The organism is Colwellia sp. C2M11 (assembly GCF_018860915.1).
Lineage (GTDB): Bacteria > Pseudomonadota > Gammaproteobacteria > Enterobacterales > Alteromonadaceae > Colwellia.
Window position 1 is genome coordinate 73,085 of the sequence record NZ_JAHKQD010000003.1, and the last position, 24,456, is coordinate 97,540.

A 24,456-nucleotide genomic window follows, 5' to 3' on the forward strand; every position below is an offset into this window, starting at 1 on the left:
TAATAGTTATAATAACACTGTGTTTGCTAGTCCATGCTATTAACAATAGGATAGAGTGATTAAACTCAATGTTACTAACACCACCTAAACAGATTAAATGTCACCAGAATAAGCGAGGAAAACATGACTCAAAACGTAAAATTATCAGGCTTAACAATAAATCAAGAATTATTTGATTTTATTGAACATGAAGCTTTACCAGATACAGGAGTATCTTCAACACAGTTTTGGCAAGATTTTGCTCAAATTATTAATGACTTGTCTGGTGACAATAAAAAATTACTGGTTAAGCGTGAAGCATTACAAGAAAAAATTGACCGTTGGCATCAAGATAACGTTGGCGAAAAATTTAACTTTGTAAATTACAAACAGTTTTTAACTGACATTGGTTATTTAGCTCCTGTTGTTGAAGATTTTTCGATCACTACAGAAAATGTTGATGCTGAGCTTGCTACAATTGCAGGGCCACAACTTGTTGTACCAATAATGAATGCTCGTTTTGCTTTAAATGCAGTAAATGCACGTTGGGGCAGCTTATATGATGCTTTATATGGTACCGATGTAATTAGTAACGATAATGGCGCAGAAAAAGCGGGTGCATATAACCCTGTTCGCGGCGCTAAAGTAATTAGTTACGCTAAAGATTTCTTAGATCAAGCAATTCCGCTAATTGATGGCAGCCATAAAGATGTCGTTGCTTACCACTTAAATGAACAACAATTAATGGTTAGCTTAAGTAATGGTCAACAAAGCTCATTACAAAATAATGATGCATTTATTGGCTTTACTGGCAGTATCAGTAAGCCAAGTACCTTAGTATTTAAGCATAATAACTTACACCTTGAGTTAGTTTTTGATGCTAACAGTGAAATCGGTAAAGCAGATCCTTCAACATTAAGCGACGTGATTATTGAGTCAGCCTTAACAACAATTATGGATTGTGAAGACTCAGTTGCAGCAGTAGATGGCGAAGATAAAGTCATTGCTTATCGAAATTGGCTTGGTTTAATGAAGGGCAATTTAACGGAAAACATTACTAAAGGTGGTCAATCATTTACACGAAAAATGAATAGCGATAGACAATATCAATCGCTATCGGGTGATACAATCACACTTAAAGGGCGTAGCTTAATGTTTGTACGTAATGTTGGGCATTTAATGACAAATAACGCCATTATAGATGCACAAGGTAATGAAGTACCTGAAGGTATCTTAGATGCTATGATTACGTCATTAATCGCTTTACATGACATTAAAGGTAATGGCTCATTAAGTAATAGTAATGAAGGCTCTATTTACATAGTTAAGCCTAAGATGCACGGTCCTGAAGAAGTACAATTTGCCAATACATTATTTTCTCGTGTAGAAAAAGCTCTATTATTACCGCCAAATACCATAAAAATGGGTATTATGGATGAAGAAAGACGTACAAGTGTCAATTTAAAAAACTGTATCCATGCAGCTAAAGAACGAGTGGTATTTATCAACACTGGATTTTTAGATAGAACAGGTGATGAAATTCACACATCTATGGCTGCAGGTCCTATGGCACGTAAAGCCGATATAAAATTAACACCCTGGATAGGCGCTTATGAGAATAATAATGTAGATGTTGGGTTAGCCTGTGGTTTTAGCCAAAAAGCTCAAATAGGTAAAGGTATGTGGCCAATACCTGATCAAATGGCTAATATGGTTGCCACTAAGATTAACCATGTAGAAGCTGGTGCAAATACTGCTTGGGTGCCTTCACCAACAGCAGCTACATTACATGCACTACATTACCACCGTATAGATGTATTCTCGCTACAAAAAGATTTAATGCAACGTGAAAGTGCTAATTTAGATGACATTTTAACAATTCCATTAGCACAAGATACTAACTGGAGCATTGATGAGATTACTGAAGAGCTAGATAATAATGCCCAAGGCATATTAGGTTATGTAGTGCGTTGGATAGACCAAGGTATTGGCTGCTCTAAAGTACCAGATATTAATGACGTTGGTTTAATGGAAGACAGAGCAACGTTACGTATCTCTAGTCAACATATCGCTAACTGGCTTTACCACAAAATTTGCACGCCAGAACAAGTACAAGCAAGCTTAGAAAAAATGGCAAAGATTGTTGATAGTCAAAATGCAGGGGATCCAAGCTATCAGTCAATGAGTACTGACTTTACAAATAGTATTGCTTTTAAAGCAGCTTCAGCACTCGTTTTCCAAGGTGCTGAACAACCAAGCGGTTACACTGAGCCATTATTACACCAGTTTAGGTTAGATAAGAAGGCAAGTATGAAGTAGTTAATTTGTTAATGCGTTAAGTAATAATAGCCAGAAGTAAAACTCTGGCTATTATCGATATCAACAATACGACACGAATTAATAGGAACGAAGTAGCATAAATATTCTGATCTTAGCGATTAAAACACTTTATCCTACTAAATATAACGCTTACCTTATTAATATAGTATTTACCTTTGTAAAAAAATATAGTTATAATGTATCTTTAAATTTCTAAATTGGCGGGAGAACTATATGAAAACATTATTTTCACTATTATTGATTGTTTCAATCACAATAATTTCATGGTCAACATTTGCCAAAAGCAATTTAATACAAGTCAATACGCTTTATATTCAATCTTCATCAACGTCAGAGTCTATGGTATTAAAACCTTCATTATCGACTCGAACGGTTAACGAGAATATAGCTTTATCATCAAACAATAGTAAATATAAGAACAACGAGTTCTTTGAAATGACTATGATTTTTAATGAAAAGCTACAACAATTTATTTCATCTTTCAAATAATTGACTTAAAACTGTCGACTTAAGAATAGTCTACTTAAAATAAACACCTTCTGACTTACTTATCTACACAATACTCAAGCTACTACCATTCAAAACTAAATAGATAATGAGTATTACATGATATTGCTACTCACTTATTAAGTAAGTCAGATATTAACTCGCCTAAAGCCAAGAAAGACTGTTCTCTCATACTTGCTTTTCGCCATATCATGCCTATTTCTCGATAAACATCATCTTCTATTGGTTTTATAGTTAATCCTTCTAATTTACCAACGCCTTTTTCTACCGCCATTTGAGGGAGAAATGTTATGCCATGATGAAAAACCGTCATCTGAACCAAAGTTGCTAAGCTTGACGCTGAAAAACTGTTAATGCGACTGTAATCAGCTAGTTGACAGGCGGCAACGGTATGCTCTGTTAAACAATGTTCTTTTTTTAGTAAAAATATACTCTTTTGGGGCAAACTATCGTAATTTCGAGAATTTAACATACTAGCCACCAGATTTTTTTCACCTGCAATATAGAATTTATCTCTACCTAATATTCGCATTGAAAAGTTATGCTTGGGCATAGGAAAAGCTAAAATAGCACAATCAATCTCTCCTTGCTCTAGCTGTACCATTAAGTTATCAGTCGTATCTTCACACAAATAAAGCTCAAGTTTTGGCAATTGCTGTTGACACAACAAAACTAAATCTGTCAATAAGAAAGGGGCTATCGTCGGTATACAACCTATTCGGATGCTCCCTTCGTTTTGGCTTTCTTGTTGCTTAGCAAAAGTAACAAATTCATTAGCATTTAATAATAATTGCTTTGCAAGTAAAACGACTTGCTTACCATGGCTAGTAAACACAAAGCTCTTATGATCGCGCTCTAATAATTGACATGAAAGTTGCTCTTCTAACTTTAAAATAGCACTGCTTAGGGTTGATTGACTCACAAATGAAGCTTGAGCAGCTTTATTAAAGTGTTTGTGTTTATCAAGTGCCAGTAAGTAATTTAAATGTTTAAGATTAGGCAACTTATTATTGAAGATATTATTTTCCATAGACAACGATTATATGATTTAAGCCTTGGCTTTATATTATACCAATTTCAATAATCAATAAATTACTCTCCTCTTATACTTAACGAAATGCAGTGAGATGATATTGCGCTAAATTATATTAATCCATTATTGCTTTAATGTATTAACTTTCCTTGCTCTATTTTTTCTGCACACAGCAAGCTCTCTAATTAAATAAAGCAGGTGTCAGCCGCTCTAATTTGACACAAGAATAAATCGATACACCCGCTTTAAATCTATGACTAGATACGTTATTGTTAGTGAAATTAATTCTCACTATAGTTATAAATAGGAAAAAGCATGTCTCAAGCAGCAGCACGTCATTTATTGGTTGATACCGAAGAACAATGTTTAGCATTAAAAGCCGATATTGAAAATGGAAAGGATTTTGCAGAAGTAGCACAAGAGCACTCAAATTGCCCATCTAAAGCACAAGGTGGCAGCTTAGGAACTTTTGGTCCAGGACAAATGGTTCCTGAGTTTGACAAAGTGGTCTTTTCTGCTCCACTTAATGAAGTTCAAGGTCCTGTAAAAACTCAATTTGGATATCATTTACTTGAAGTTACTGAACGTAGCTAGTAAACATAATCTGACTTTTCCCCATTTGGTATTATATTAGATTATCATCTACAAACCACAAAAAAAGCCGCATCAATAAATGCGGCTTTTTTATTACTATTATTGAGCTATCGATTAACTCAAGATATTAAGCAAATATCCCTTTCATCATCCAGAAGAATATAATGGATAATGCTGCGCCTACAGGCAATGTAATTACCCAAGAAATAACAATATTACGTACTACACCTAAATTAATTGCTGCAATACCACGTGCCATTCCAACACCTAATACCGCACCTACTAAAGTTTGAGTAGTCGAAATAGGTAAACCTGCTCCTGAAGCGATAACGACAGTACATGCTGCAGCTAATTCAGCAGCAAAGCCACGACTTGGTGTTAAATGCGTAATGCCTTGACCAATAGTTGCAATAACTTTATGACCAAAGATAGCTAGGCCAGCAACAATACCAAAACCACCCAATGGTAATATCCACCAAGCTATTGCTGATTTAGCTGAAATTGCACCGTCATTATCAACAATACTAACAACCGCAGCTAATGGACCAATAGCGTTAGCAACATCATTCGAACCATGAGCAAAGGCCATACAACAAGCTGTAACAATCATTAATACAGCAAATACTTTCTCTACATTGGCGTAATGTGTTTTAAGCTCTGCAGATTCATCAAACTTAATTCGACTAATGAAATATTTACCAATTAAAGCGACAACAACAGAAGTAATACCAGCATAAATAAAGGCATCACCCGTATCTATATGTAAATTTAAGTGTTTTAAACCTTTGGTAATTGTCACTAGCGCAAGAACAAAACCAGCAAAAAACATATACATTGGTACCCAACGCTTAGCTTGTACCAACGGTTTATCTGTATCAAAAATCAGCTTTTGAGCACTGTTAAAGATAATAAATGCGATAACACCAGAGATTAATGGGGTTATTACCCAACTGCCTACAATACCAAGCACTTTAGACCAAGTAACAGCATCAACACTCACGCCCATAGCAGCAAAACCTACAATAGCGCCAACAATAGAATGTGTTGTAGATACAGGCCAACCTAAAGCAGATGCAATAAGTAACCAAGTTGCCGCAGCAAATAGCGCTGAAATCATCCCAAAGACGAGTAATTCAGGTGAATCTATAAAAAAGCTAGCGTCAATAATCCCTTTACGAATCGTTGAGGTAACTTCGCCACCCGCTAAATAAGCACCGGCAAATTCAAAGACCATAGCAATAATAATTGCTTGCTTAATAGTTAACGCTTTTGAGCCAACTGAGGTACCCATCGCATTTGCTACGTCGTTAGCACCGATACCCCACGCCATAAACAAACCAACAATAGCGGCGATCATGACTAAAATAGAGCCTGAATTTTGTATAATTTCCATCGGTTAAACCCTATTTTCTAGCTAAAAGAATTTCTAAACGTGCGCCTACACGTTCAGCAAGATCAGCTAAATCACCAACCCAATCAAAAATTTGATATAAAAATATTACATCAACGGGATTTAACTCACTTTCTAAAGCAAGTAAATCTTTACGCAACACGATTTGCATGTTGTCAGTATCTTTTTCAATTTCGTCTAGTTGATTTATCATTTTTTCAACTAACTCTACTTCGCGTCCACGAAAGCCAGTTTCTAATAAATCATCTAATTCACTAATCGCTTCAGCTGCTTTTTCAGTTGCTTCAATACAGCGTGCTAAATAAGCATCAAATTGTGTGTGCAAACTTTCAGGAATCTCTAACTTTCTACCGAGAATACGCCCCGAAATATCTTTAGCTTTATTCGCTATTTTATCTTGCTGACTAAGTAGCTCAAGCAAATCAGCTCGATCTACCGGCATAAATAAACCACCTGGCAGCTCTAATCGTAATTGTCGTTTCAATACGTCAGCATCTTGCTCTAATTTAGATAACTTGCGACGAACCTTGGCTGCTTCACTCCAGTTTTGTTCGCTACAAGCGTTAAAAAATGGAATAAGTTGATTGCTACATTTAACAACCAATTTGATATGTTTTACTAATGGTTTAATTGGGGACTTTGCAAAAACACCCAATATTGAATTGCTGGCCATGATATTTTCCAGTTATTATTTTCGTTGTAAATCAATTAATGTTGATCATACCGTATTTATTTAACTAAGTTAAACTTTCCTACACTACCAATTTGATTAAATTTGAGTGGAGAATAACTTAATCAAGTTGACATAATACAGTGAAATCGACCTATATACGCTTAATTTATTTTAGCTTCGCAGAGTATATGACACTTATGTGACATTTTTATTACAGAGGTAAAACTGATAGTTTATTATAAAATAATGTAGGGCGTTTTACCTTCTCATTAATAAAAGGAGAGTATTATTTTAAAAATAGTTTATAAATAAGTTTATGAACTAATTTATTATAGGGAGGAAATGCAGTAGATGCCGTATTTATTTTACCTTTTTTAAAGACTGATTTTGCTTTGGAAAAAGTTAAAAAACCTTCATGGCCATGATAATGGCCCATACCTGAGGGGCCTATGCCACCAAATGGCATATCATCTTGAGCCACATGCATTGCTGCATCATTTAAACAAACACCGCCAGCATGTGTTTTTTCAAGTACCATTTGCTGAATATCAGTATTATGACTACATAAATATAAAGCCAGTGGACGAGGCCTAGCATTTACATAAGCAATCGCATCATCTATATCCTTATAACTAACGATAGGTAAAATAGGCCCAAAAATTTCTTCCTGCATTAACAGCATTTCGTCATTTACATTATTAACTAACGTTAATGGAATTTTACCTGCCGACAAACAATCTTGCAGATTGTCATTACCTAATGGCGTTAAAATAGCTCCTTTAGCTCGTGCATCTTCTAGCCATTGGTTCAATCGCTGTAACTGCATATCATTAATTATTGCACCATAATCGTTATTATCAGCCACACTAGGGTACATTTTTATAAATTGTTTGCTTATCGCATGCTTTAATTCATCAACTCGTCGCTCAGGGCAAAGAAGATAATCAGGTGCGACACAGGTTTGTCCTGCGTTAAGCGTTTTAGCTAAAATAAAACGGGAGACAGCATCGTTAATCTCAATTTCATCATCAATAATTGTTGGTGATTTACCGCCTAACTCTAAAGTAACTGGCGTTAAATTTTTAGCTGCTGCTGCCATAACAACTTTACCAACACGGGTTGACCCAGTAAAAATCAAATGATCAAAAGGTTGTTCAGAAAAGTGAGAGGCAACATCAGAGCCACCATTAATTACAGCCACTTTATCGTTTGAGAATATACTCAACAGCATTTCTTTTACTACATCATTTGTAGCAGGTGTAAATTCAGACATTTTAATCATCGCTCTATTCCCAGCAGCAAGTGCGGTGGTCAAAGGGCCAAGCGATAAAAATAATGGATAGTTCCACGGTGTAATAATGCCAACAACCCCTAACGGCTGATACATAACAAAAGCTTTCGCAGGTTGAAAAAGTAACCCCACATGACGTTTTGATGGTTTCATCCATTTTTTAATATGTTTAATAGCATAATTAATACCCATAATTGTAGGCATTAAATCAGCCATTTTACTATCGTCAATACTACGGCAGCCAAAATCCTTTGACAGGGCTTGAAGTAAAGCCTCTTGAGAGCTAAGAATAGCTGATTTTAATTTAACTAAATCATCTATACGTGCTTGTGCAGAAAGGTAAGGGTCATTTACAAAGGCTTTTTTTTGCATTAATAACACATTATCAATTTGACTAATTTCTTGTTGATCGTCTAATGCACTATATAAATTTTTCGCCATTATTAATTGCCTCTATGATTCGGAAATGCTGCGTTTTAGAATACATAGTATAGCGATAACAGCTGTTGCTATACTTGTTAAAAAATAGATAATTAACATTTTTATTTTATTAAACCATCTAAGCATACAATTTTATATAAGGCGATAGTTTTCATGGAAAATTATCTATTGCTATACTCACCATTATGGAATCATTAAAAGTAGAATAAACATATGAAAATTGAAAAGTTAATGAACCGCAGTTTACTTACCCTTTCTATGGACTCTCCATTAAGTAAGGCCAAGGATCTGTTTGAAAATAACAACGTACATCACGCTATTATTACTGACGAGAATGGTTTATTAGCCGGTGTAATTACAGATAGAGATTTATATAAACATCTAAGCCCAACGGTTGGCACGAGCCATGAAACCTTCAGAGATACCGCTTTAATGCAAAAAAAGCTGCATTTAATAATGGCTCGCAATTTAATTACCATTCAAGCACAACAATCACTAAACGAAGCAGTCTTACTTTTATATGATAATAATGTGTCCTGCTTACCAGTAGTCAATAACCAGAATGAACCAATAGGAATTATTACTTGGCGAGATTTATTAAAAGTATTAGCATTGAGATATAAAGAGAAATTAGCAGCTAACATTTAATAATTTAAAACTATTAAAAATTAGCAACTAAAATATAGTAAAGCGGTTAGTCAGTATAGTCGTCAAGCCCATCAAGTGTTACACCTGCGAGCCCTCCGGTACCACTTTGATCGTTACTTCGTAGTTTAATCATTAAACGTAAATCATTTGGAGAATCAGCATGATGAAGCGCATCAGCATAAGTAATTAAGCCTTCGTCATATAAATTAAATAATGCTTGGTCAAAGGTTTGCATACCTTGTTCATTTGATTTTTTCATGACATCTTTGAGGCTACCAACATCCCCTTTTTTAATAAGCTCTGATACATAAGGCGAGTTTAATAAAATTTCAATCGCAGCAACCCGGCCATTACCATCTTGAGTTGGCACCAATTGCTGAGCAATAATCCCCCTAAGATTCAATGCTAAATCAAATAATAATTTACCATGCTGATCAGCGGGTACTAAATGCATAATACGATCGATTGCTTGGTTTGCATTGTTAGCATGTAAAGTAGCAATACATAAATGACCTGTTTCTGCAAAACTTAATGCGTGTTCCATGATTTCTTTACTACGAATCTCACCAATCAGAATAACATCAGGCGCTTGTCGTAAAGAGCTTTTCAAAGCAGCATCAAATGATTCGGTATCCAAGCCGACTTCACGCTGAGTTATCATACTTTTACCATGTTCATGAACAAATTCCACTGGATCTTCAATAGTAAGAATATGTCCACGTGCATTACGATTTCGATAACCAATTAATGATGCCATTGACGTTGATTTACCAGTACCTGTACCACCAACAAAAAGCACTAAGCCACGTTTTGACATCACAACATCTTTCAGCACAGACGGTAATCCAAGTTCATCGGCATCAGGTATTTCGGTAACGATACGACGAACAACCATACCTGCCATATCACGCTGCCAAAAAGCAGAAATACGAAAACGTCCTATTCCATCAATTGAAATGGCAAAATTACATTCTTTTTCTTCATCAAATTGACGAATCTGTTTTTCATTCATCGCGTTATGCACTAAAGCTAATGCATCTTTTGCAGTTAAAACCTGATCATCAATAGGCTGTAACTCACCATTAATTTTTGCACTAACAGGTAACTTTGCGGTAACGAACATATCGGAAGCTTGTGCAGCAACCATTTTTTCTAATAACTGATGAAAAGCCATTAATTATTCCTATCTTATTAATTACACATAATTTAAAAGCTTCTGAACTGATTTTTATCAACGGCTTTTTCCATAGCCGAGCCTTTAGTAATAATGCCTCGACTAACTAAATTTTGTAAGCACTGATCCATGGTTTGCATACCATTCGACATACCCGTTTGAATTGATGAATACATTTGTGCAATTTTATCTTCACGAATTAAATTACGAATAGCTGGCGTACCAATCATAATCTCATGAGCGGCGACACGACCACCGCCCACTTTTTTAATTAACGTTTGAGAAATAACGGCTCTAAGAGACTCTGATAACATGGAGCGTACCATCGCTTTTTCCGCTGCCGGAAAAACATCAATAATACGATCAATCGTTTTAGGAGCAGACGTTGTATGAAGGGTACCAAAAACCAAGTGCCCTGTTTCAGCGGCAGTCATGGCAAGACGAATAGTTTCTAAATCACGCATTTCACCGACAAGAATAACATCTGGATCTTCACGTAAAGCTGAACGTAATGCTGCCTCAAAACTTAATGTATCACGATGTACTTCACGCTGATTAATCAAACACATTTTATTTTCATGTACAAATTCTATTGGATCTTCGATAGTTAAAATATGATCATTTTTCGAATCATTAATATAATCAACCATTGCCGCTAACGTTGTCGATTTACCTGAGCCTGTAGGACCTGTAACCAAAACTAAACCACGCGGCGTATCAGAGATATCCCTAAAAATATCAGGGCAACCTAAATCATCAAGAGATAATATTGTACTCGGGATAGTACGAAATACCGCTGCAGGCCCCCTATTTTGATTAAAAGCATTAACCCTAAAACGAGCCAAATTAGGCACTTCAAAGGAGAAATCCACTTCTAACTTTTCTTCATATTCTTTACGTTGACGATCATTCATAATGTCGTAGACTAATGCGTTAACATCTTTAGCGTCAAAAGCGGGTATATTAAGTTTACGAACATCACCATCAACACGAATCAAAGGCGGTGACCCGGTCGATAAGTGTAAATCTGATGCTTCATGTTGCACACTAAAGGCAAGTAGTTCAGTAATATCCATAAAAAACCTCGGTGGTATTATTTATCAAAATATAGATGGTAAAAGTATCACAGTCCAAAATAGCGATCGTTAGTATTTTATACCAATCTCACAAACTGTTATTATCAATAAAAATATATCAGTCAAATGCTACTAACTAACATAATGAATAAAATTAACGAAAATATCCAAAAAATAAAATCAAAAATAGATCAGGCTTACCATGCAAGTTCTCGTGTTAATTTTCATCATCACGCGGATATTACCTCTAAGCAAGAAAATCTGTCATATTCCGATAGTAGACAAAATCCTATAACTTTGCTTGCCGTAAGTAAAACTAAACCTATAGCAGCAATAGAACAAGCTTACTTAGCTGGACAGCGTGATTTTGGTGAAAACTATTTACAAGAGGCAGTAGAGAAAATCACTAAACTGTCACATTTATCTAATATTTGCTGGCATTTTATTGGCCCTATTCAATCGAATAAAACCAAGCTTATCGCTCAAAACTTCAACTGGGTTCACAGTGTAGATAGAGCCAAAATAGCATTACGCTTAAATGAACATTTAAATGATTTAAATCAGCAAGTTCCTTGCAAAGATAACGCGCTAAACATTTGTTTACAAGTCAATATTAGTGAAGAGGCATCGAAATCTGGCATTATGATAGATGAAGTATTTTCTTTGGCTGAAGTCGTTAATAATTGTGATAAACTCACCTTACGAGGATTAATGGCCATTCCAGAGAAAAATGCTGGAGAAACAAGTTATGTAAAAATGCAGCACTTGTTTAACAAATTACAAGCCCAATATCCTACTGTAGATACGCTATCCATGGGAATGTCGAACGATTTAACGTTGGCTATTACACATGGTTCCACTATGGTCAGAATTGGTACGGCCATTTTTGGAGAGAGAAGTTAAATATAAGTCAGTACTTCCTCTGAAGAAAGTACCCTAAAAAAGTACTCTGACACAAGTAACCTAACAAAACGTATTCGCACAAAAAGGTAGATAATTTTCATGAATAAAATAGCATTTATTGGCGCAGGTAATATGGCCCGTGCAATCATTGTAGGGCTAATAAGCTCAGGTGTTGCAGCAAAAAACATTATGGTTGCCAATCCGTCTCCTGAGAAAAGAGTACAGCTAGCTAACGAGTTTGGCGTACAACATACCAGTGATAATATCGAAGCGGCAACTTTTGCTGATATTATCGTATTAAGTGTAAAACCACATTTTATTTGTGATGTTTGTGAGCAACTTAGTAGTGCATTAGATATATCAAATAAATTGTTTATTTCTGTAGCTGCGGGTACAACAGTTGCTCAAATTCAACAGGCACTTCATTGTAATGCCGCCCTTGTTCGCGTTATGCCAAACACACCATCACAATTAGGTTTAGGCATGAGTGGCATGTTTGCTTCAAATGAAGTCAGTAAAGAACAAAAAGCTGCAAGTGATAAGTTGATGTCTGCTGTTGGTAAAGTGATCTGGCTCCCAACTGAGGATAAAATAAATGATGTTATTGCTGTGGCAGGCTCTGCACCCGCTTATTTTTTCTTGTTTATGGAAGCAATGGAAAAACACGCACAAACGCTAGGCTTTAGCGCAGAAGAAAGCAGAATGTTAGTACAACAAACTGCACTTGGTGCAGCACAAATGGTAGAGCATAGCAGTGCAGCAATTAGTACACTACGAGAAAATGTCACTTCAAAAGGCGGCACTACCTTTGCTGCTCTTGAGCAGTTTAGAGCAGATGGTATTGAAGAAATGGTCGGTAATGCAATGAATGCCGCAATAGCCCGAGCTGAAGAAATGGCAAAAGGCAACTAACATTTCAAGTAACAAATAGAGTGTAGATTACAATAAATACAATAGCAGTATACTAAGAGATTATATTGCTACTTAGGAGAAAATATGGAAGCAATTACATACTTATTAAGATTCGCTTTTGATGCCTTATTAATAATTTTGATCATGAGAGTTTGGCTGCAATGGGTAAAAGCTGATTTTTATAATCCTTTAAGTCAGTTCGTTGTAAAAGTGAGTAATCCTTTGGTTGTGCCGGTACGCCGTATTGTACCTGGATTAGGTGGGATAGATTTAGCCACAATATTAATTGCATATGCTGTCGCCACTTTAAAGTTTTTTACCTTAGCAGCCATAACAGGTCAAAGCTTAGGTTTATTAGCTTTTTATATCGGTTTGTTAGTGCTGTTAAAACAAGCGGGCTTTTTATTGTTTATGATAATGATTATTATGGCGGTAATGAGTTGGGTTGTTCAAGGTTATAACCCTACCCTAGCAGTATTCCATCAACTCACTGAACCATTTTTAAACCCTATTAGACGTATTATTCCTAATTTAGGTGGTTTAGATTTATCTATGATTGTTGCCTTTTTAGCGATGAATGTTATCAATATTCTCCTGTCAGGATCTTTACCCTACTGGGGAGCTTTATAACGCAAAATAGAGGTTCAGAGAGGCGTGGATATTATACTCATAAACATCTTAAATATAAACTTGAGGTGAGATAACTAGCACCGCCCATTTGAATTAATATAAAAAATAAAAAGTCTGTTTTATTACTATCTATTTAGAGCCGGCTATTTTTAAACCAACAAATCAGGAAATAATATGAATAATCTAATCGTTAAATTATTATTGGCGTTCACGATAAGCTTATTAGTTATATCGAGTGCTAACGCCGAAAACATGAAACCATTAGGCTCAATGAACGTTCATTACATGGCAATCGGTTCAACCTTTTTTACGCCTGAAATAGCTAAAGCTTACGGTATAACGCGTAGTCGCTATAATGGATTAGTTAATATTTCAGTACTTGATAATACAAAGGCAGGTCACCCAGCTAAAACGGTTAGTATTATTGGCCAAGCAAAAAATAATTTGGGCCAATTTAAAAACTTAGCGTTTGAAGAAGTAAAAGAAGGTGATGCTATCTATTATTTAGCGCAAGTTAGCTATAACGATGAAGAAACATTGCATTTCACCTTGGAAATTAATGACGGTAAAGAACAGCAGACATTAACGTTTTCCCAAAAATTTTATGTTGATTAAATCTATACCAAAAGAGAAGGTATAAAGGGCTTAGGGTCATAACCTTGAGAATATAACCTAGTACCGCTCTCTTTTTTCCCGTATTATTGCCGACAATTATTCATTTATATAGTCCTGTCATTTATGCCTACAATAGTTTTAGCCACTGGCAACCAAGGTAAAGTTAAAGAGTTAGCTAGCCTGCTTAGTAAATATCAAATAGAAATAGTACCGCAAAGTAATTTTAATGTGCCAGACATTGCAGAAACAGGTACAACTTTCGTTGAAAATGCCATTATCAAAGCGCGCCATGCAGCTAAAATAACAGGATTACCTGCTATTGCTGATGATTCAGGTTTAGAAGTTGATGCGTTAAATGGCGCTCCTGGTGTTTATTCTGCCCGTTATGCGAGTGATATTGTTGGTGATCACGTCACTGACAATGACAATATGAGCAAGCTTCTTAATGCATTAAAAGATACGCCTACTGAACAACGCAAAGCACGCTTCCATTGTGTATTGGTATATATGAAACATGAAAATGACCCTACCCCCATTATTTGTCATGGTATTTGGCAAGGTAGTATTAGCCACGAAAAAAAAGGCGAGCAAGGTTTTGGTTATGATCCTATTTTTTGGCAAGAAGACTTACAATTGTCCTCAGCACAATTACCCCGTGAAGTGAAAAATAAGCTAAGTCATCGTGGTCAAGCTTTAGCACAACTGATAAAAAAATTAGCCAAGTAATTATAAAAACAATTTATTTGGCTTGTAACATAGAAATTAATAGTGAGTACTAACTTGTTAACAACACCACCGCTTTCTTTATATATTCACATACCATGGTGTGTTGAAAAGTGTCCTTATTGTGATTTTAATTCCCATGCACTTAAATCAAAAATACCTGAACAAGATTATGTACAGGCTTTGATCGCTGATTTAGATGCAGATATTGAGCGATTTAATTTACAAAAAAGACCACTACATTCTATTTTTATTGGTGGCGGAACACCTAGTTTATTTTCAGCGCAATCGATTGAAAGTTTACTGCAACAAGTATTTTCACGATTTATTAATGGTGCATTACAAAGCGCTGCACCAGAAGAATTGATAGAAGTTACACTAGAAGCAAACCCAGGTACTGTAGAAGCAGATAAATTTATTGGCTTTGCCGAGGCAGGGGTTACTCGCTTGTCTATTGGCGTACAAAGTTTTGAATCAGAAAAATTAGTCAAACTTGGTAGAATTCATAATGTTGACCAAGCAAAGCAAGCTGCACAACTTGCTACAAATTCTGGTGTTCAAAGCTTTAATTTAGATTTAATGCACGGCTTACCTAATCAAAGTATCGAAAATGCTCTAGACGATTTAAAAACGGCGATTAACCTTAAGCCCGATCACCTTTCTTGGTATCAATTAACTATTGAGCCTAATACAGCTTTTTATTCTAAACCACCAAAACTACCGCAAGATGAAACCTTATGGAATATTCAAGACGAAGGCTTCAAATTACTAACTGAGGCTGGTTATAAGCAATACGAAATATCAGCTTTTAGTTTAAAGCCGACGGAAAAAGACAATAAAAACAGCAAGCAATGCCAACATAATCTAAATTACTGGCGCTTTGGTGATTACCTTGGGATAGGTTGTGGTGCTCACGGTAAAATTACCAATGTTGAGTCAAACATTATTCAACGAACAGTAAAAGTAAAGCATCCTAAAGGGTACCTAGATTCAACTCGAGATCCACTAGATCACTTAACTACTGTCTCTCATGAAGAGTTACCATTTGAGTATATGATGAACCAATTAAGATTATCTTCCCCTTTTACACTCAGCCATTATCAACAACGAACGGGGTTAGCTTCAACCACTATATTACCAATATTACAACAGGCACAAACTAAACTATTAATGGAATGCCTTGATACTCCCCCTAATCAAGAAACATGGCAGGTAACAGCGCTTGGACATAGATATTTAAATGATTTACTGGAGCTTTTTCTTTAATGACCACTGACAATGATCTAACTTTTATGCAACGAGCATATGAACTCGCCCAACAAGCAGAGCAACATAATGAAATTCCTGTTGGTGCCGTCGTTGTCTATCAAGGAGATATTATCGGTGAAGGCTTTAATCAATCTATATTACGTAATGATCCCTCTGCTCATGCTGAGATGATCGCAATCCGCCAAGCAGGAAAATACCTTAATAATTATCGACTATTGAACTGCACTTTGTATGTAACGCTTGAACCTTGTCCTATGTGTGCAGGTTTATTGGTACATAGTAGAATTCAGCGTTTAGTGTATGCAAGCCCCGACTTAAAAACAGGCGCTGCTGGAAGTATTTTCAATCTGGTAGGAACATCGCAACTAAACCATCAAATAGAGGTAGATGGTGGGATTATGGTTGAGCAATGTAGTGAATTATTATCAGGCTTTTTTAAACGCAGACGTAGTGAAAAGAAATTAGCTAAGAAAGCATTAAAGCTTACATCAGAGTTTAAATAATTTATTACTTACCATAGTAAAAACAAAAGAATTAATTTTCTTTTGTTTGTTGTGCTGACTCTTGATTCACAACTTGATTGAAGAAAAATTGACGTCGTGAGTTTACTTTATGATGTTGTACTTTTAAATGTTTCTTTCTTGCAGTTGCTTGTCTTCTATTTTTCATTTTATTCTCTCTTGTATTAGTAGTTAAAATTAATTCGCACACATTATTGTCGATAAATATGACACGAATATGACAAAATACAAGTTAATTAAATTGTTCTAAGTAGTCGCTATTGCTGGATTTCGCATGTATATAAATATGGAATCAGCTAATATCAGCAAAGAATAAGGCAAAGGATTAAATTAAAAAAAATAATACCATCGAAACAACACTTTTATTCAGCTGCTTCTTCTTCTAAACTTTTTTCTGCGGCGTCCATTGCTTCAACTTCTTCAATGGCTTTCTCAATAGCTTCTTTTGACTTGTCATCTAGCCAAGTTAGCGTATCGTAGTAACGGCGAATATTATCAACATAATGCACCGGCTCAGTTCCTCGAGCGTAACCATATTTGGTATTTTTATAATATTTCTTTTGTTGTAATAATGGTAAGCGAGCTTTTACTTCTACCCAGCGATCAGGATCACCGCCTTGTTGCTGTGTAATAATACGTGCATCATTTAAATGGCCAAAACCAACATTATAAGACGCTAACGCAAACCAAATACGATCTGGATTTGGAATTCGATCAGGCATTTTAGCTATCATGCGCTTGAAATATTTACTTCCACCACGAATACTTTGTTCTGGATCTAAACGACTTTTGATCCCCATTTGTTTAGCCGTAGCTAACGTTAACATCATCATACCTCTTACACCGGTATGTGAACGAGCATGTGGCTTCCAATGCGATTCTTGATAACTAATTGCTGCCAGTAATCGCCAATCGATATCTTGACTATATTTTTGAAAAATATTTTGATATTCAGGTAATCTAGTTTTCACAGCCTTAATAAAAGTGCGTGTTTCTACGTAATTGAACTGCTCAATATGTCCATAGTATTTATCATCTAGCGCCAGCAAAGAACCATTGTGATGAACTTGACCAAAAAACTCGACTAAACTTGCTAAAATAGCGTCGTCAGTAGTTTTATTTACCATCCATGCTAAAGGCTCTGTTTCTTGAATAGTAAAACCGATACTAATTTCAGGATAATAGCGACGACTTGACGCCAGCGTATTACTGTCAACAATGGTATAATCTATTTCATCATTAAGTAATTTAGCCAATAACTCTTCACCGTCAAAATCACTTGTTTCAATCCATTTAAGATCAGGATGAATTTGTTTAAGTTTATTTAAACTTTCTACATGGCTAGAGCTAGCTGTCACCATTAAAGTTCCTGTCAAATCGCTTACTTCTCTAGGTCTTACATTACCTTGTTTAAAGACCAATTTTTGACTGACATTTGTATAGCTCGGGGCAAAATCAAAATCAAGCAAACGCTTTTCTGTTACTGCTAAGCCAGCAGCCAGCAGATCAACTTCTCCAGAGTTTAGCTTAGCAAAGAGTTCATCCAAAGAGTAACTTGGTACAATTTTTAACGAGACATTTAAATAATCAGCATACTGTTTTGCCAATTCATATTCAAATCCTGCGTAGGCATCCATCTCCATGCCATTACCTTGAATATCATTACCTTGCGCATAAAAACTATTGGCACCATATAAAGTACCAATCGTGATATAACCACGCTCAATAATACGTTCAAAGGTTACTTTTTGATTTTTTTCACTACAAGAAACAAGCGCCCCAAGTAATAGAAAAGTAATAAATACCTTTTGTATTATTAATGACTTTTTTGAGTGACAATTTATAAATTTCATAGTGTAATTGTGTCGTGTATTTCCTTGTTAGCCAAGCTCTTTTTTTAAAAGTTAAATTTTCATACAAACAGAAGCTTTTAACGCTTACTAAAAGTTGAGTTTTAAACTATAATACGCGCGAAATTTTCGCTTAGGCTAAGCTCGATAGTTAGTCTAATCAAAAAACCTATAAAAACTTGGTGATTACCCTATGACGATGCCTAAGACGACGTTAATTAAAAACCTTCGTGGCGCTCCTGCACTTTCGGAATTCAGAGTTAAAAAGTTATTAACTCAATGTGAAGAATTACAGCTACCGGTAAATGATATTTATGCTGAATTTGCTCATTTTGCTCAACTTAAAGAAGAATTAAGTTCAAACGATGAGAATGTATTACAGCAATTACTTACTTATGGTCCTACCATTGAAGAACATCAACCTAATGGTTTGTTTTTATTGGTGACTCCTCGTCCAGGCACTATCTCTCCTTGGTCATCTAAATCTACTGATATTGCACATAACTGTGGTCTTACTAACATCGTTCGTTTGGAGCGTGGTATTGCTTACTACGTATCAATAGAGGATGGTAAAACATTAACTTCAGCTCAAGAAGTACAATTAAATGCATTATTGCATGACCGCATGATGGAAAGTATTTTCAATGACTTTGAGCAAGCAAGCTTATTATTTGCTAGCAGCGAACCAGGCAAGCTTACAGCCATTGATATTGAAAACGGTGGTAAGGCAGCTTTAGTTAACGCTAACGTTGAATTAGGCTTAGCACTTGCTGAAGATGAAGTTAATTATTTATTTGAAAACTTCACTAAATTAGGCCGCAACCCGCACGATATTGAACTATATATGTTTGCGCAAGCAAACTCGGAACATTGTCGCCATAAAATATTTAACGCTGATTGGACTATTGATGGCGTTAAGCAAGAGAAATCATTATTTAAAATGATTCGTAATACACACGAACTAAACAGCGATTACGTGCTTAGTGCTTATAGTGATAATGCTGCTGTAATGGTTGGTAATAAAGGTGGACGTTTCTTCCCTAATGCTGAAACAAATGTTTACGGTTATCACCAGGAAGATATTCAGGTATTGATGAAGGTTGAAACCCATAACCACCCTACTGCTATTTCACCTTACCCTGGTGCAGCAACAGGTAGTGGTGGTGAAATTCGTGATGAAGGGGCAACAGGTGTAGGCTCTAAACCTAAAGCAGGTTTAGTTGGTTTTTCTGTATCTAATTTACGTATTCCTGAGTTTGTCCAACCTTGGGAAACCGATTTTGGCAAACCAAGCCGTATTGTTAATGCATTCGACATTATGATGGAAGGTCCATTGGGTGGCGCAGCATTTAACAATGAATTTGGTCGCCCTGCTATTTTAGGTTACTTCCGTACTTACGAAGAAGAAGTTAATTCATTCAACGGCGTTGAAGTACGTGGTTACCATAAGCCTATTATGCTTGCTGGTGGTTTAGGTAATATTCGTGATGAGCACGTACAAAAGCGTGAAATCGTTGTAGGTGCAAACTTGATCGCTTTAGGTGGTCCGGCAATGAACATTGGTTTAGGTGGCGGTGCAGCATCATCAATGGCTTCAGGTCAATCCGCTGAAAATCTAGATTTTGCCTCTGTTCAACGTGAAAACCCTGAAATGGAACGTCGTTGTCAGGAAGTAATCGATAAATGTTGGCAACTTGGTGAAAACAATCCAATCGCCTTCATTCATGATGTTGGCGCAGGTGGTTTATCTAATGCCTTTCCTGAATTAGTATCTGATGGCGGACGTGGTGGTGTATTTGAACTGCGTAATGTGCCAAATGATGAACGCAGCATGGCACCACATGAAATTTGGTGTAACGAATCTCAAGAGCGTTACGTTATTGCTGTTTCAGATAAAAATTTAGCAACGTTTAAAAAAATATGTGAACGTGAACGTGCACCATATGCAGTTGTTGGTCGTGCTACAGAAGAAGAACACTTAACGGTTACTGATTCACATTTCGCTGATGATGAAAAACTAAATACACCAATTGATTTACCACTTGATGTTCTGTTAGGTAAAACACCTAAGATTATCAAAGATGTTAAGTCAGCAAAAGCCGTTGGAGATTGCCTAGATTTAAGTAAAGTTACATTAACTGATGCTGCAGATAGAATCTTAAGTCTTCCTACCGTTGCTGAAAAAACGTTTCTTATAACCATTGGTGATAGATCTGTAACCGGTATGGTTAATCGTGATCAAATGGTTGGTCCTTGGCAAGTTCCTGTTGCCGATTGTGGTGTTACCGCATCAGCGCTTGATTCTTACCACGGTGAAGCGATGTCGTTAGGCGAACGTACGCCGGTTGCCTTATTAAACTTTGGTGCTTCTGCTCGCTTAGCTGTAGCTGAATCACTAACCAATATTGCAGGTACTGATATCGCTGGCTCTGACGGTGATAGATTAAACCGTATCAAACTTTCTGCAAACTGGATGTCACCTGCCGGTCACCCTGGCGAAGATGCTGGTCTTTATGAAGCGGTTAAAGCCATTGGTGAGGAGTTATGCCCTGCGCTTGGCTTAACTATCCCTGTGGGCAAAGACTCAATGTCGATGAAGACTCAATGGGAAGATGATGGTGTACAAAAATCAGTAACATCTCCACTTTCACTTATTATTACAGCTTTTGGTGCTGTTGAAGATATACGTAAAACAGTCACTCCAGAGCTTCGCTCTGATAAAGGTGCAACACGTCTTATCGCTATTGACTTATCTCAAGGCAAAAAACGCTTGGGTGGTTCATGTTTAGCACAAGTTTACAAACAACTTGGTAGTGAAACACCAGATGTTGATAATCCAGAAATATTAAAAGGCTTCTTCAACGCGATGCAAACCTTAGTTCGCGCTGAAAAAGTCATTGCTTATCACGATATTTCAGATGGTGGCTTATTTACAACGATTAGTGAAATGGCATTTGCAGGCCATACAGGTGTTGATATTGATATCAGTAAGTTATCAAATGGTGCTAACGATGATTTAGCAACCTTATTCAATGAAGAGTTAGGTGGTGTAATTCAAGTACTTGACAGTGACATTGAAACAGTTAATTCTGTTTTAACTGAGCACGGTATTTTAGCTTGCAGTACTGTAGTAGGTACGCTTAATGACGAAGACATTATTCGCTTTAGCCGTGACGGTGAAGTAGTACTGGAGAATTCTCGTACTTATTACCGCACTACTTGGGCACAAACAACTTATAAAATGCAATCGCTGCGTGATAATCCTGAATGTGCTCAACAAGAACATGATGTTAAATTTGATACTGAAGATCCAGGCTTAAACACAAAGCTTACATTTGATATTAATGAAGATATTGTGGCCGATTTGATTGCTAAAGATGCTGCTAATTCTACTAATAGTGTGCTCACCAACCCACGCATTGCTATTTTACGTGAGCAAGGTGTTAACTCCCATGTAGAAATGGCGGCATCCTTTGATAGAGCCGGTTTTGTAGCTATTGATGTGCATATGTCAGACATATTATCTGGCAGAACTGATTTAGCCGATTTTAATGGTTTAGTTGCTTGCGGTGGTTTCTCATACGGTGACGTATTAGGTGCTGGTGAAGGTTGGGCAAAATCAATTCTATTTAATACCAATGCACGTGCTATGTTTAAGGCTTTCTTTGAACGTGAAGATACCTTTAGTTTAGGTGTGTGTAACGGTTGTCAGATGTTATCTAATTTAAAAGAAATCATCCCTGGCGCTGAGCACTGGCCTCATTTTGTGCAAAACAAATCTGAGCGCTTTGAAGCACGTTTCTCATTAGTTGAAATTCAAGAAAGTCCTTCTGTATTATTTAAAGGTATGGCAGGTTCTCGTATGCCAATCGCTGTTTCACACGGTGAAGGTCATGCTGAGTTTAAATCTGATGAAGCAATTGATGCTGCAAATAATTCAGGCACAGTATCAATGCGTTTTGTCAATAACTACGGTGATGTTACTGAAACTTACCCTGCTAACCCTAACGGCTCAGTAGACGGTATTACCTCATTAACAACGACTGATGGTCGTGTAACCATTATGATGCCTCATCCTGAACGTGTATTTAGAACGGTTGCTAATTCATGGCATCCTGATAGCTGGGGTGAAGATTCACCTTGGGTTCGCATGTTCCGCAATGCAAGAGCATTTATCGGCTAAGTAATAACGAGCCAGCAGTGCTAACCATGTTGTTAAAACAAAAGCGCTGCTGACTTACATACGATTTACTTAAAAAATTTCAACTACAATAAATAATTAACGAGCAGTCACCAACCATTGTTCGTTAGTTTTTTATCAAATAAAGAGGCGATGATGCAGTTTACCGATAGTCATTGCCATCTTGATTTCTCTGCCTTTGACGCTAACCTCTCTCAACTTCTACAGCAATGTGACACAAATAACATTCACCGTATTATTGTTCCTGCTGTTAAGCCAAGCCACTGGCAAAGAGTCATATCGTTAACAGAAAAAATCACACCAATAAATATAACATGCAGTTTAGGCTTTCATCCTTGGTTTGTTATACAACAAGATATTAACTTGCCAAAAAATTATGATGTTGCTTCACAGGAGCTTAAACTCAAGCAAGCGATCATCGATAATCATAGCTCTCATCAGAATAAAATTGTTGCGATTGGAGAGTGCGGTATTGATATTTGCAAAGCAAAAACAAGTACAAGGAATGAAGATGAATATAATAAAAACATTCAATTACAAGAAGCGTTTTTTGAAATGCAATTAGGCATTGCAAAAGAAAATAATTTACCCGTTATTATTCATCACTGCCAATCACACCCACTAATACTAGCGTTACTAAAACAATATAAACTGGCAAACGCAGGGGTTATACATGCATTTTCAGGAAGTTATCAACAAGCTAAAGACTATGTGAATTTAGGGTTTAAGCTAGGTATTGGCGGTACTATCACCTACCCTAGAGCTAAAAAAACAATTGATGCAGTAAAGCGTCTACCTTTATCCAGCTTATTATTAGAAACTGATGCTCCGTCTATGCCCCCTTTTGGAACTCAAGGCAGCAATAACTCTCCGCTAAATGTACTTGCAGTATTTCAGGCTTTATCAGTGATAAGAGACGAGCCAGCAACAATGATTGCTGCACAGATAGAGCATAATGTTGAAGAGTTATTCTTTAGTTAGTAGGTTTTAGGTGCTCTATAGCCTTGTCTACTAAATCGATTTAAACCTCGTGTCAGGAGAAAACCGATAACGCCTGCGACAATAAGTAATAACCTGAACGATGTATGACTTTCATAGTTGTTATGCATTAACGCTGACGTTAAATAAGACTTTTCTATCGTCAGTCGTAAATAGCCCTGAAGCTCTGTATTTCTAATTTCTTTAATAACGGGAACATATAGTTTACTTTTATCAAGTGACGGCATCACTTCATCAATACCATAAAGATATTTAATCGTACTGCTAACTTCACCACTCGACTCGGACTTCAACAGTAACTGTCCAGTGTTATCATAAAAATGTACATGTTTAATATAATCAGCATCAGCAAGATTATTTACATAGGACTGTACTTGAGCATTACGTTCTATTTTGGAGATAGAATTACTATTATTCATTAAAATTACTGAAATGCCGGCAATAGCTTGCCCTAAAAGTTTATCGGCAACTTGTTCAAAATGCTGCTCAATAATTTGATTATTTTTTTCTGTATTATCCACTAAAAATACCAGCAGCAAGACTATAAGCAAAATAGCACTAACTAATTGCAGAATTTTATTATAAATTGACGATAGTTTAGGGTATAAAGGCTGTTCTAATTTATTCATCATAAAAATGCATGGTATCGAAATACATGCACCTATA

Annotated in this window: 22 protein-coding genes; 13 read left to right on the top strand and 9 right to left on the bottom strand. The window is 36.3% G+C overall.

Annotated features, from left to right (window positions below; all coding sequences use genetic code 11):
- Positions 1–123: 123 nt before the first annotated feature.
- Together KO509_RS00310 and KO509_RS00315 are read left to right on the top strand one after the other, a co-directional pair.
- On the top strand, positions 124–2,298 hold the full coding sequence (locus KO509_RS00310; RefSeq protein WP_215971291.1) for a malate synthase G: 2,175 nt from the start codon (positions 124–126) through the stop codon (positions 2,296–2,298).
- Between the two features lie 234 nt (positions 2,299–2,532).
- A complete protein-coding gene (locus tag KO509_RS00315) occupies positions 2,533–2,808 on the top strand; it encodes a hypothetical protein (RefSeq protein WP_215971292.1) in 276 nt (91 codons plus the stop codon).
- A 130-nt stretch (positions 2,809–2,938) separates the two neighbouring features.
- Here KO509_RS00315 and KO509_RS00320 read toward each other — a convergent pair whose 3' ends face one another.
- Entirely contained in the window at positions 2,939–3,856 is a 918-nt protein-coding gene (locus KO509_RS00320) for a hydrogen peroxide-inducible genes activator (protein WP_215971293.1), read from the bottom strand.
- Between the two features lie 318 nt (positions 3,857–4,174).
- Here KO509_RS00320 and KO509_RS00325 point away from each other — a divergent pair, with 318 nt between their 5' ends.
- Positions 4,175–4,453, top strand: coding sequence for a peptidylprolyl isomerase (locus KO509_RS00325; RefSeq protein WP_215971294.1), 279 nt, complete (start codon positions 4,175–4,177; stop codon positions 4,451–4,453).
- 127 nt (positions 4,454–4,580) lie between these two features.
- Here the strand turns inward: KO509_RS00325 and KO509_RS00330 are convergent, their stop codons facing one another.
- The 3 genes from KO509_RS00330 to KO509_RS00340 form a co-directional block, all read right to left on the bottom strand.
- Positions 4,581–5,846: an inorganic phosphate transporter gene (locus tag KO509_RS00330; protein ID WP_215971295.1), complete on the bottom strand. Its 1,266-nt coding sequence runs from the start codon at positions 5,844–5,846 to the stop codon at positions 4,581–4,583.
- A 10-nt stretch (positions 5,847–5,856) separates the two neighbouring features.
- Positions 5,857–6,537 carry a TIGR00153 family protein gene (locus tag KO509_RS00335; RefSeq protein WP_215971296.1) on the bottom strand — a complete coding sequence of 227 codons (681 nt, stop codon included), beginning with the start codon at positions 6,535–6,537 and terminating at the stop codon, positions 5,857–5,859.
- A 286-nt stretch (positions 6,538–6,823) separates the two neighbouring features.
- Complete coding sequence (locus KO509_RS00340) at positions 6,824–8,269, bottom strand: coniferyl aldehyde dehydrogenase (RefSeq protein WP_215971297.1); 1,446 nt, start codon at positions 8,267–8,269, stop codon at positions 6,824–6,826.
- A 213-nt stretch (positions 8,270–8,482) separates the two neighbouring features.
- Here KO509_RS00340 and KO509_RS00345 point away from each other — a divergent pair, with 213 nt between their 5' ends.
- On the top strand, positions 8,483–8,917 hold the full coding sequence (locus KO509_RS00345; RefSeq protein ID WP_215971298.1) for a CBS domain-containing protein: 435 nt from the start codon (positions 8,483–8,485) through the stop codon (positions 8,915–8,917).
- 46 nt (positions 8,918–8,963) lie between these two features.
- Here KO509_RS00345 and KO509_RS00350 read toward each other — a convergent pair whose 3' ends face one another.
- Entirely contained in the window at positions 8,964–10,091 is a 1,128-nt protein-coding gene (locus KO509_RS00350) for a PilT/PilU family type 4a pilus ATPase (RefSeq protein WP_215971299.1), read from the bottom strand.
- 32 nt (positions 10,092–10,123) lie between these two features.
- Complete coding sequence (locus tag KO509_RS00355) at positions 10,124–11,167, bottom strand: type IV pilus twitching motility protein PilT (RefSeq protein ID WP_215971300.1); 1,044 nt, start codon at positions 11,165–11,167, stop codon at positions 10,124–10,126.
- Positions 11,168–11,311: 144 nt separating this feature from the next.
- Between KO509_RS00355 and KO509_RS00360 the strand changes: the two genes are divergently transcribed.
- From KO509_RS00360 to tadA, 7 genes are all read left to right on the top strand, one after another.
- Complete coding sequence (locus KO509_RS00360) at positions 11,312–12,070, top strand: YggS family pyridoxal phosphate-dependent enzyme (protein ID WP_215971301.1); 759 nt, start codon at positions 11,312–11,314, stop codon at positions 12,068–12,070.
- Positions 12,071–12,163: 93 nt separating this feature from the next.
- Positions 12,164–12,982: a pyrroline-5-carboxylate reductase gene (gene proC, locus KO509_RS00365; RefSeq protein ID WP_215971374.1), complete on the top strand. Its 819-nt coding sequence runs from the start codon at positions 12,164–12,166 to the stop codon at positions 12,980–12,982.
- Positions 12,983–13,066: 84 nt separating this feature from the next.
- Complete coding sequence (locus KO509_RS00370; RefSeq protein ID WP_215971302.1) at positions 13,067–13,612, top strand: YggT family protein; 546 nt, start codon at positions 13,067–13,069, stop codon at positions 13,610–13,612.
- Positions 13,613–13,786: 174 nt separating this feature from the next.
- Entirely contained in the window at positions 13,787–14,227 is a 441-nt protein-coding gene (locus tag KO509_RS00375) for a DUF4426 domain-containing protein (RefSeq protein WP_215971303.1), read from the top strand.
- Positions 14,228–14,350: 123 nt separating this feature from the next.
- Positions 14,351–14,953: an RdgB/HAM1 family non-canonical purine NTP pyrophosphatase gene (rdgB, locus tag KO509_RS00380; RefSeq protein WP_215971304.1), complete on the top strand. Its 603-nt coding sequence runs from the start codon at positions 14,351–14,353 to the stop codon at positions 14,951–14,953.
- A 42-nt stretch (positions 14,954–14,995) separates the two neighbouring features.
- Complete coding sequence (hemW, locus tag KO509_RS00385; protein WP_303495259.1) at positions 14,996–16,216, top strand: radical SAM family heme chaperone HemW; 1,221 nt, start codon at positions 14,996–14,998, stop codon at positions 16,214–16,216.
- Entirely contained in the window at positions 16,216–16,722 is a 507-nt protein-coding gene (tadA, locus tag KO509_RS00390; protein ID WP_215971305.1) for a tRNA adenosine(34) deaminase TadA, read from the top strand. The genes hemW and tadA overlap by 1 nt, the downstream gene beginning before the upstream one ends.
- A 31-nt stretch (positions 16,723–16,753) precedes the next feature.
- Here tadA and KO509_RS18150 read toward each other — a convergent pair whose 3' ends face one another.
- Together KO509_RS18150 and mltF are read right to left on the bottom strand one after the other, a co-directional pair.
- On the bottom strand, positions 16,754–16,888 hold the full coding sequence (locus tag KO509_RS18150) for a hypothetical protein (protein WP_289847510.1): 135 nt from the start codon (positions 16,886–16,888) through the stop codon (positions 16,754–16,756).
- Positions 16,889–17,102: 214 nt separating this feature from the next.
- A complete protein-coding gene (gene mltF, locus KO509_RS00395; RefSeq protein ID WP_215971306.1) occupies positions 17,103–18,593 on the bottom strand; it encodes a membrane-bound lytic murein transglycosylase MltF in 1,491 nt (496 codons plus the stop codon).
- Between the two features lie 214 nt (positions 18,594–18,807).
- On the opposite strand from mltF, the gene purL reads away from it, so the two are divergent.
- The gene (gene purL, locus KO509_RS00400) at positions 18,808–22,773 is read left to right on the top strand and encodes a phosphoribosylformylglycinamidine synthase (RefSeq protein ID WP_215971376.1); all 3,966 of its coding nucleotides are present in this window, start codon (positions 18,808–18,810) and stop codon (positions 22,771–22,773) included.
- A gap of 153 nt (positions 22,774–22,926) precedes the next feature.
- A complete protein-coding gene (locus KO509_RS00405) occupies positions 22,927–23,772 on the top strand; it encodes a TatD family hydrolase (protein WP_215971307.1) in 846 nt (281 codons plus the stop codon).
- On the opposite strand, the gene KO509_RS00410 is transcribed toward KO509_RS00405, so the two are convergent.
- Positions 23,769–24,422 carry an AhpA/YtjB family protein gene (locus KO509_RS00410; RefSeq protein ID WP_215971308.1) on the bottom strand — a complete coding sequence of 218 codons (654 nt, stop codon included), beginning with the start codon at positions 24,420–24,422 and terminating at the stop codon, positions 23,769–23,771. The genes KO509_RS00405 and KO509_RS00410 overlap by 4 nt on opposite strands.
- Positions 24,423–24,456: the final 34 nt, after the last annotated feature.

Excerpts from the sequence above, each read along its gene's own strand:
- KO509_RS00310 (WP_215971291.1), top strand. The coding sequence starts at position 124 with ATGACTCAAAACGTAAAATTATCAGGCTTAACAATAAATCAAGAATTA.
- KO509_RS00315 (WP_215971292.1), top strand. The coding sequence starts at position 2,533 with ATGAAAACATTATTTTCACTATTATTGATTGTTTCAATCACAATAATT.
- KO509_RS00320 (WP_215971293.1), bottom strand. The coding sequence starts at position 3,856 with ATGGAAAATAATATCTTCAATAATAAGTTGCCTAATCTTAAACATTTA.
- KO509_RS00325 (WP_215971294.1), top strand. The coding sequence starts at position 4,175 with ATGTCTCAAGCAGCAGCACGTCATTTATTGGTTGATACCGAAGAACAA.
- KO509_RS00330 (WP_215971295.1), bottom strand. The coding sequence starts at position 5,846 with ATGGAAATTATACAAAATTCAGGCTCTATTTTAGTCATGATCGCCGCT.
- KO509_RS00335 (WP_215971296.1), bottom strand. The coding sequence starts at position 6,537 with ATGGCCAGCAATTCAATATTGGGTGTTTTTGCAAAGTCCCCAATTAAA.
- KO509_RS00340 (WP_215971297.1), bottom strand. The coding sequence starts at position 8,269 with ATGGCGAAAAATTTATATAGTGCATTAGACGATCAACAAGAAATTAGT.
- KO509_RS00345 (WP_215971298.1), top strand. The coding sequence starts at position 8,483 with ATGAAAATTGAAAAGTTAATGAACCGCAGTTTACTTACCCTTTCTATG.
- KO509_RS00350 (WP_215971299.1), bottom strand. The coding sequence starts at position 10,091 with ATGGCTTTTCATCAGTTATTAGAAAAAATGGTTGCTGCACAAGCTTCC.
- KO509_RS00355 (WP_215971300.1), bottom strand. The coding sequence starts at position 11,167 with ATGGATATTACTGAACTACTTGCCTTTAGTGTGCAACATGAAGCATCA.
- KO509_RS00360 (WP_215971301.1), top strand. The coding sequence starts at position 11,312 with ATGAATAAAATTAACGAAAATATCCAAAAAATAAAATCAAAAATAGAT.
- KO509_RS00370 (WP_215971302.1), top strand. The coding sequence starts at position 13,067 with ATGGAAGCAATTACATACTTATTAAGATTCGCTTTTGATGCCTTATTA.
- KO509_RS00375 (WP_215971303.1), top strand. The coding sequence starts at position 13,787 with ATGAATAATCTAATCGTTAAATTATTATTGGCGTTCACGATAAGCTTA.
- rdgB (WP_215971304.1), top strand. The coding sequence starts at position 14,351 with ATGCCTACAATAGTTTTAGCCACTGGCAACCAAGGTAAAGTTAAAGAG.
- tadA (WP_215971305.1), top strand. The coding sequence starts at position 16,216 with ATGACCACTGACAATGATCTAACTTTTATGCAACGAGCATATGAACTC.
- KO509_RS18150 (WP_289847510.1), bottom strand. The coding sequence starts at position 16,888 with ATGAAAAATAGAAGACAAGCAACTGCAAGAAAGAAACATTTAAAAGTA.
- mltF (WP_215971306.1), bottom strand. The coding sequence starts at position 18,593 with ATGAAATTTATAAATTGTCACTCAAAAAAGTCATTAATAATACAAAAG.
- KO509_RS00405 (WP_215971307.1), top strand. The coding sequence starts at position 22,927 with ATGCAGTTTACCGATAGTCATTGCCATCTTGATTTCTCTGCCTTTGAC.
- KO509_RS00410 (WP_215971308.1), bottom strand. The coding sequence starts at position 24,422 with ATGATGAATAAATTAGAACAGCCTTTATACCCTAAACTATCGTCAATT.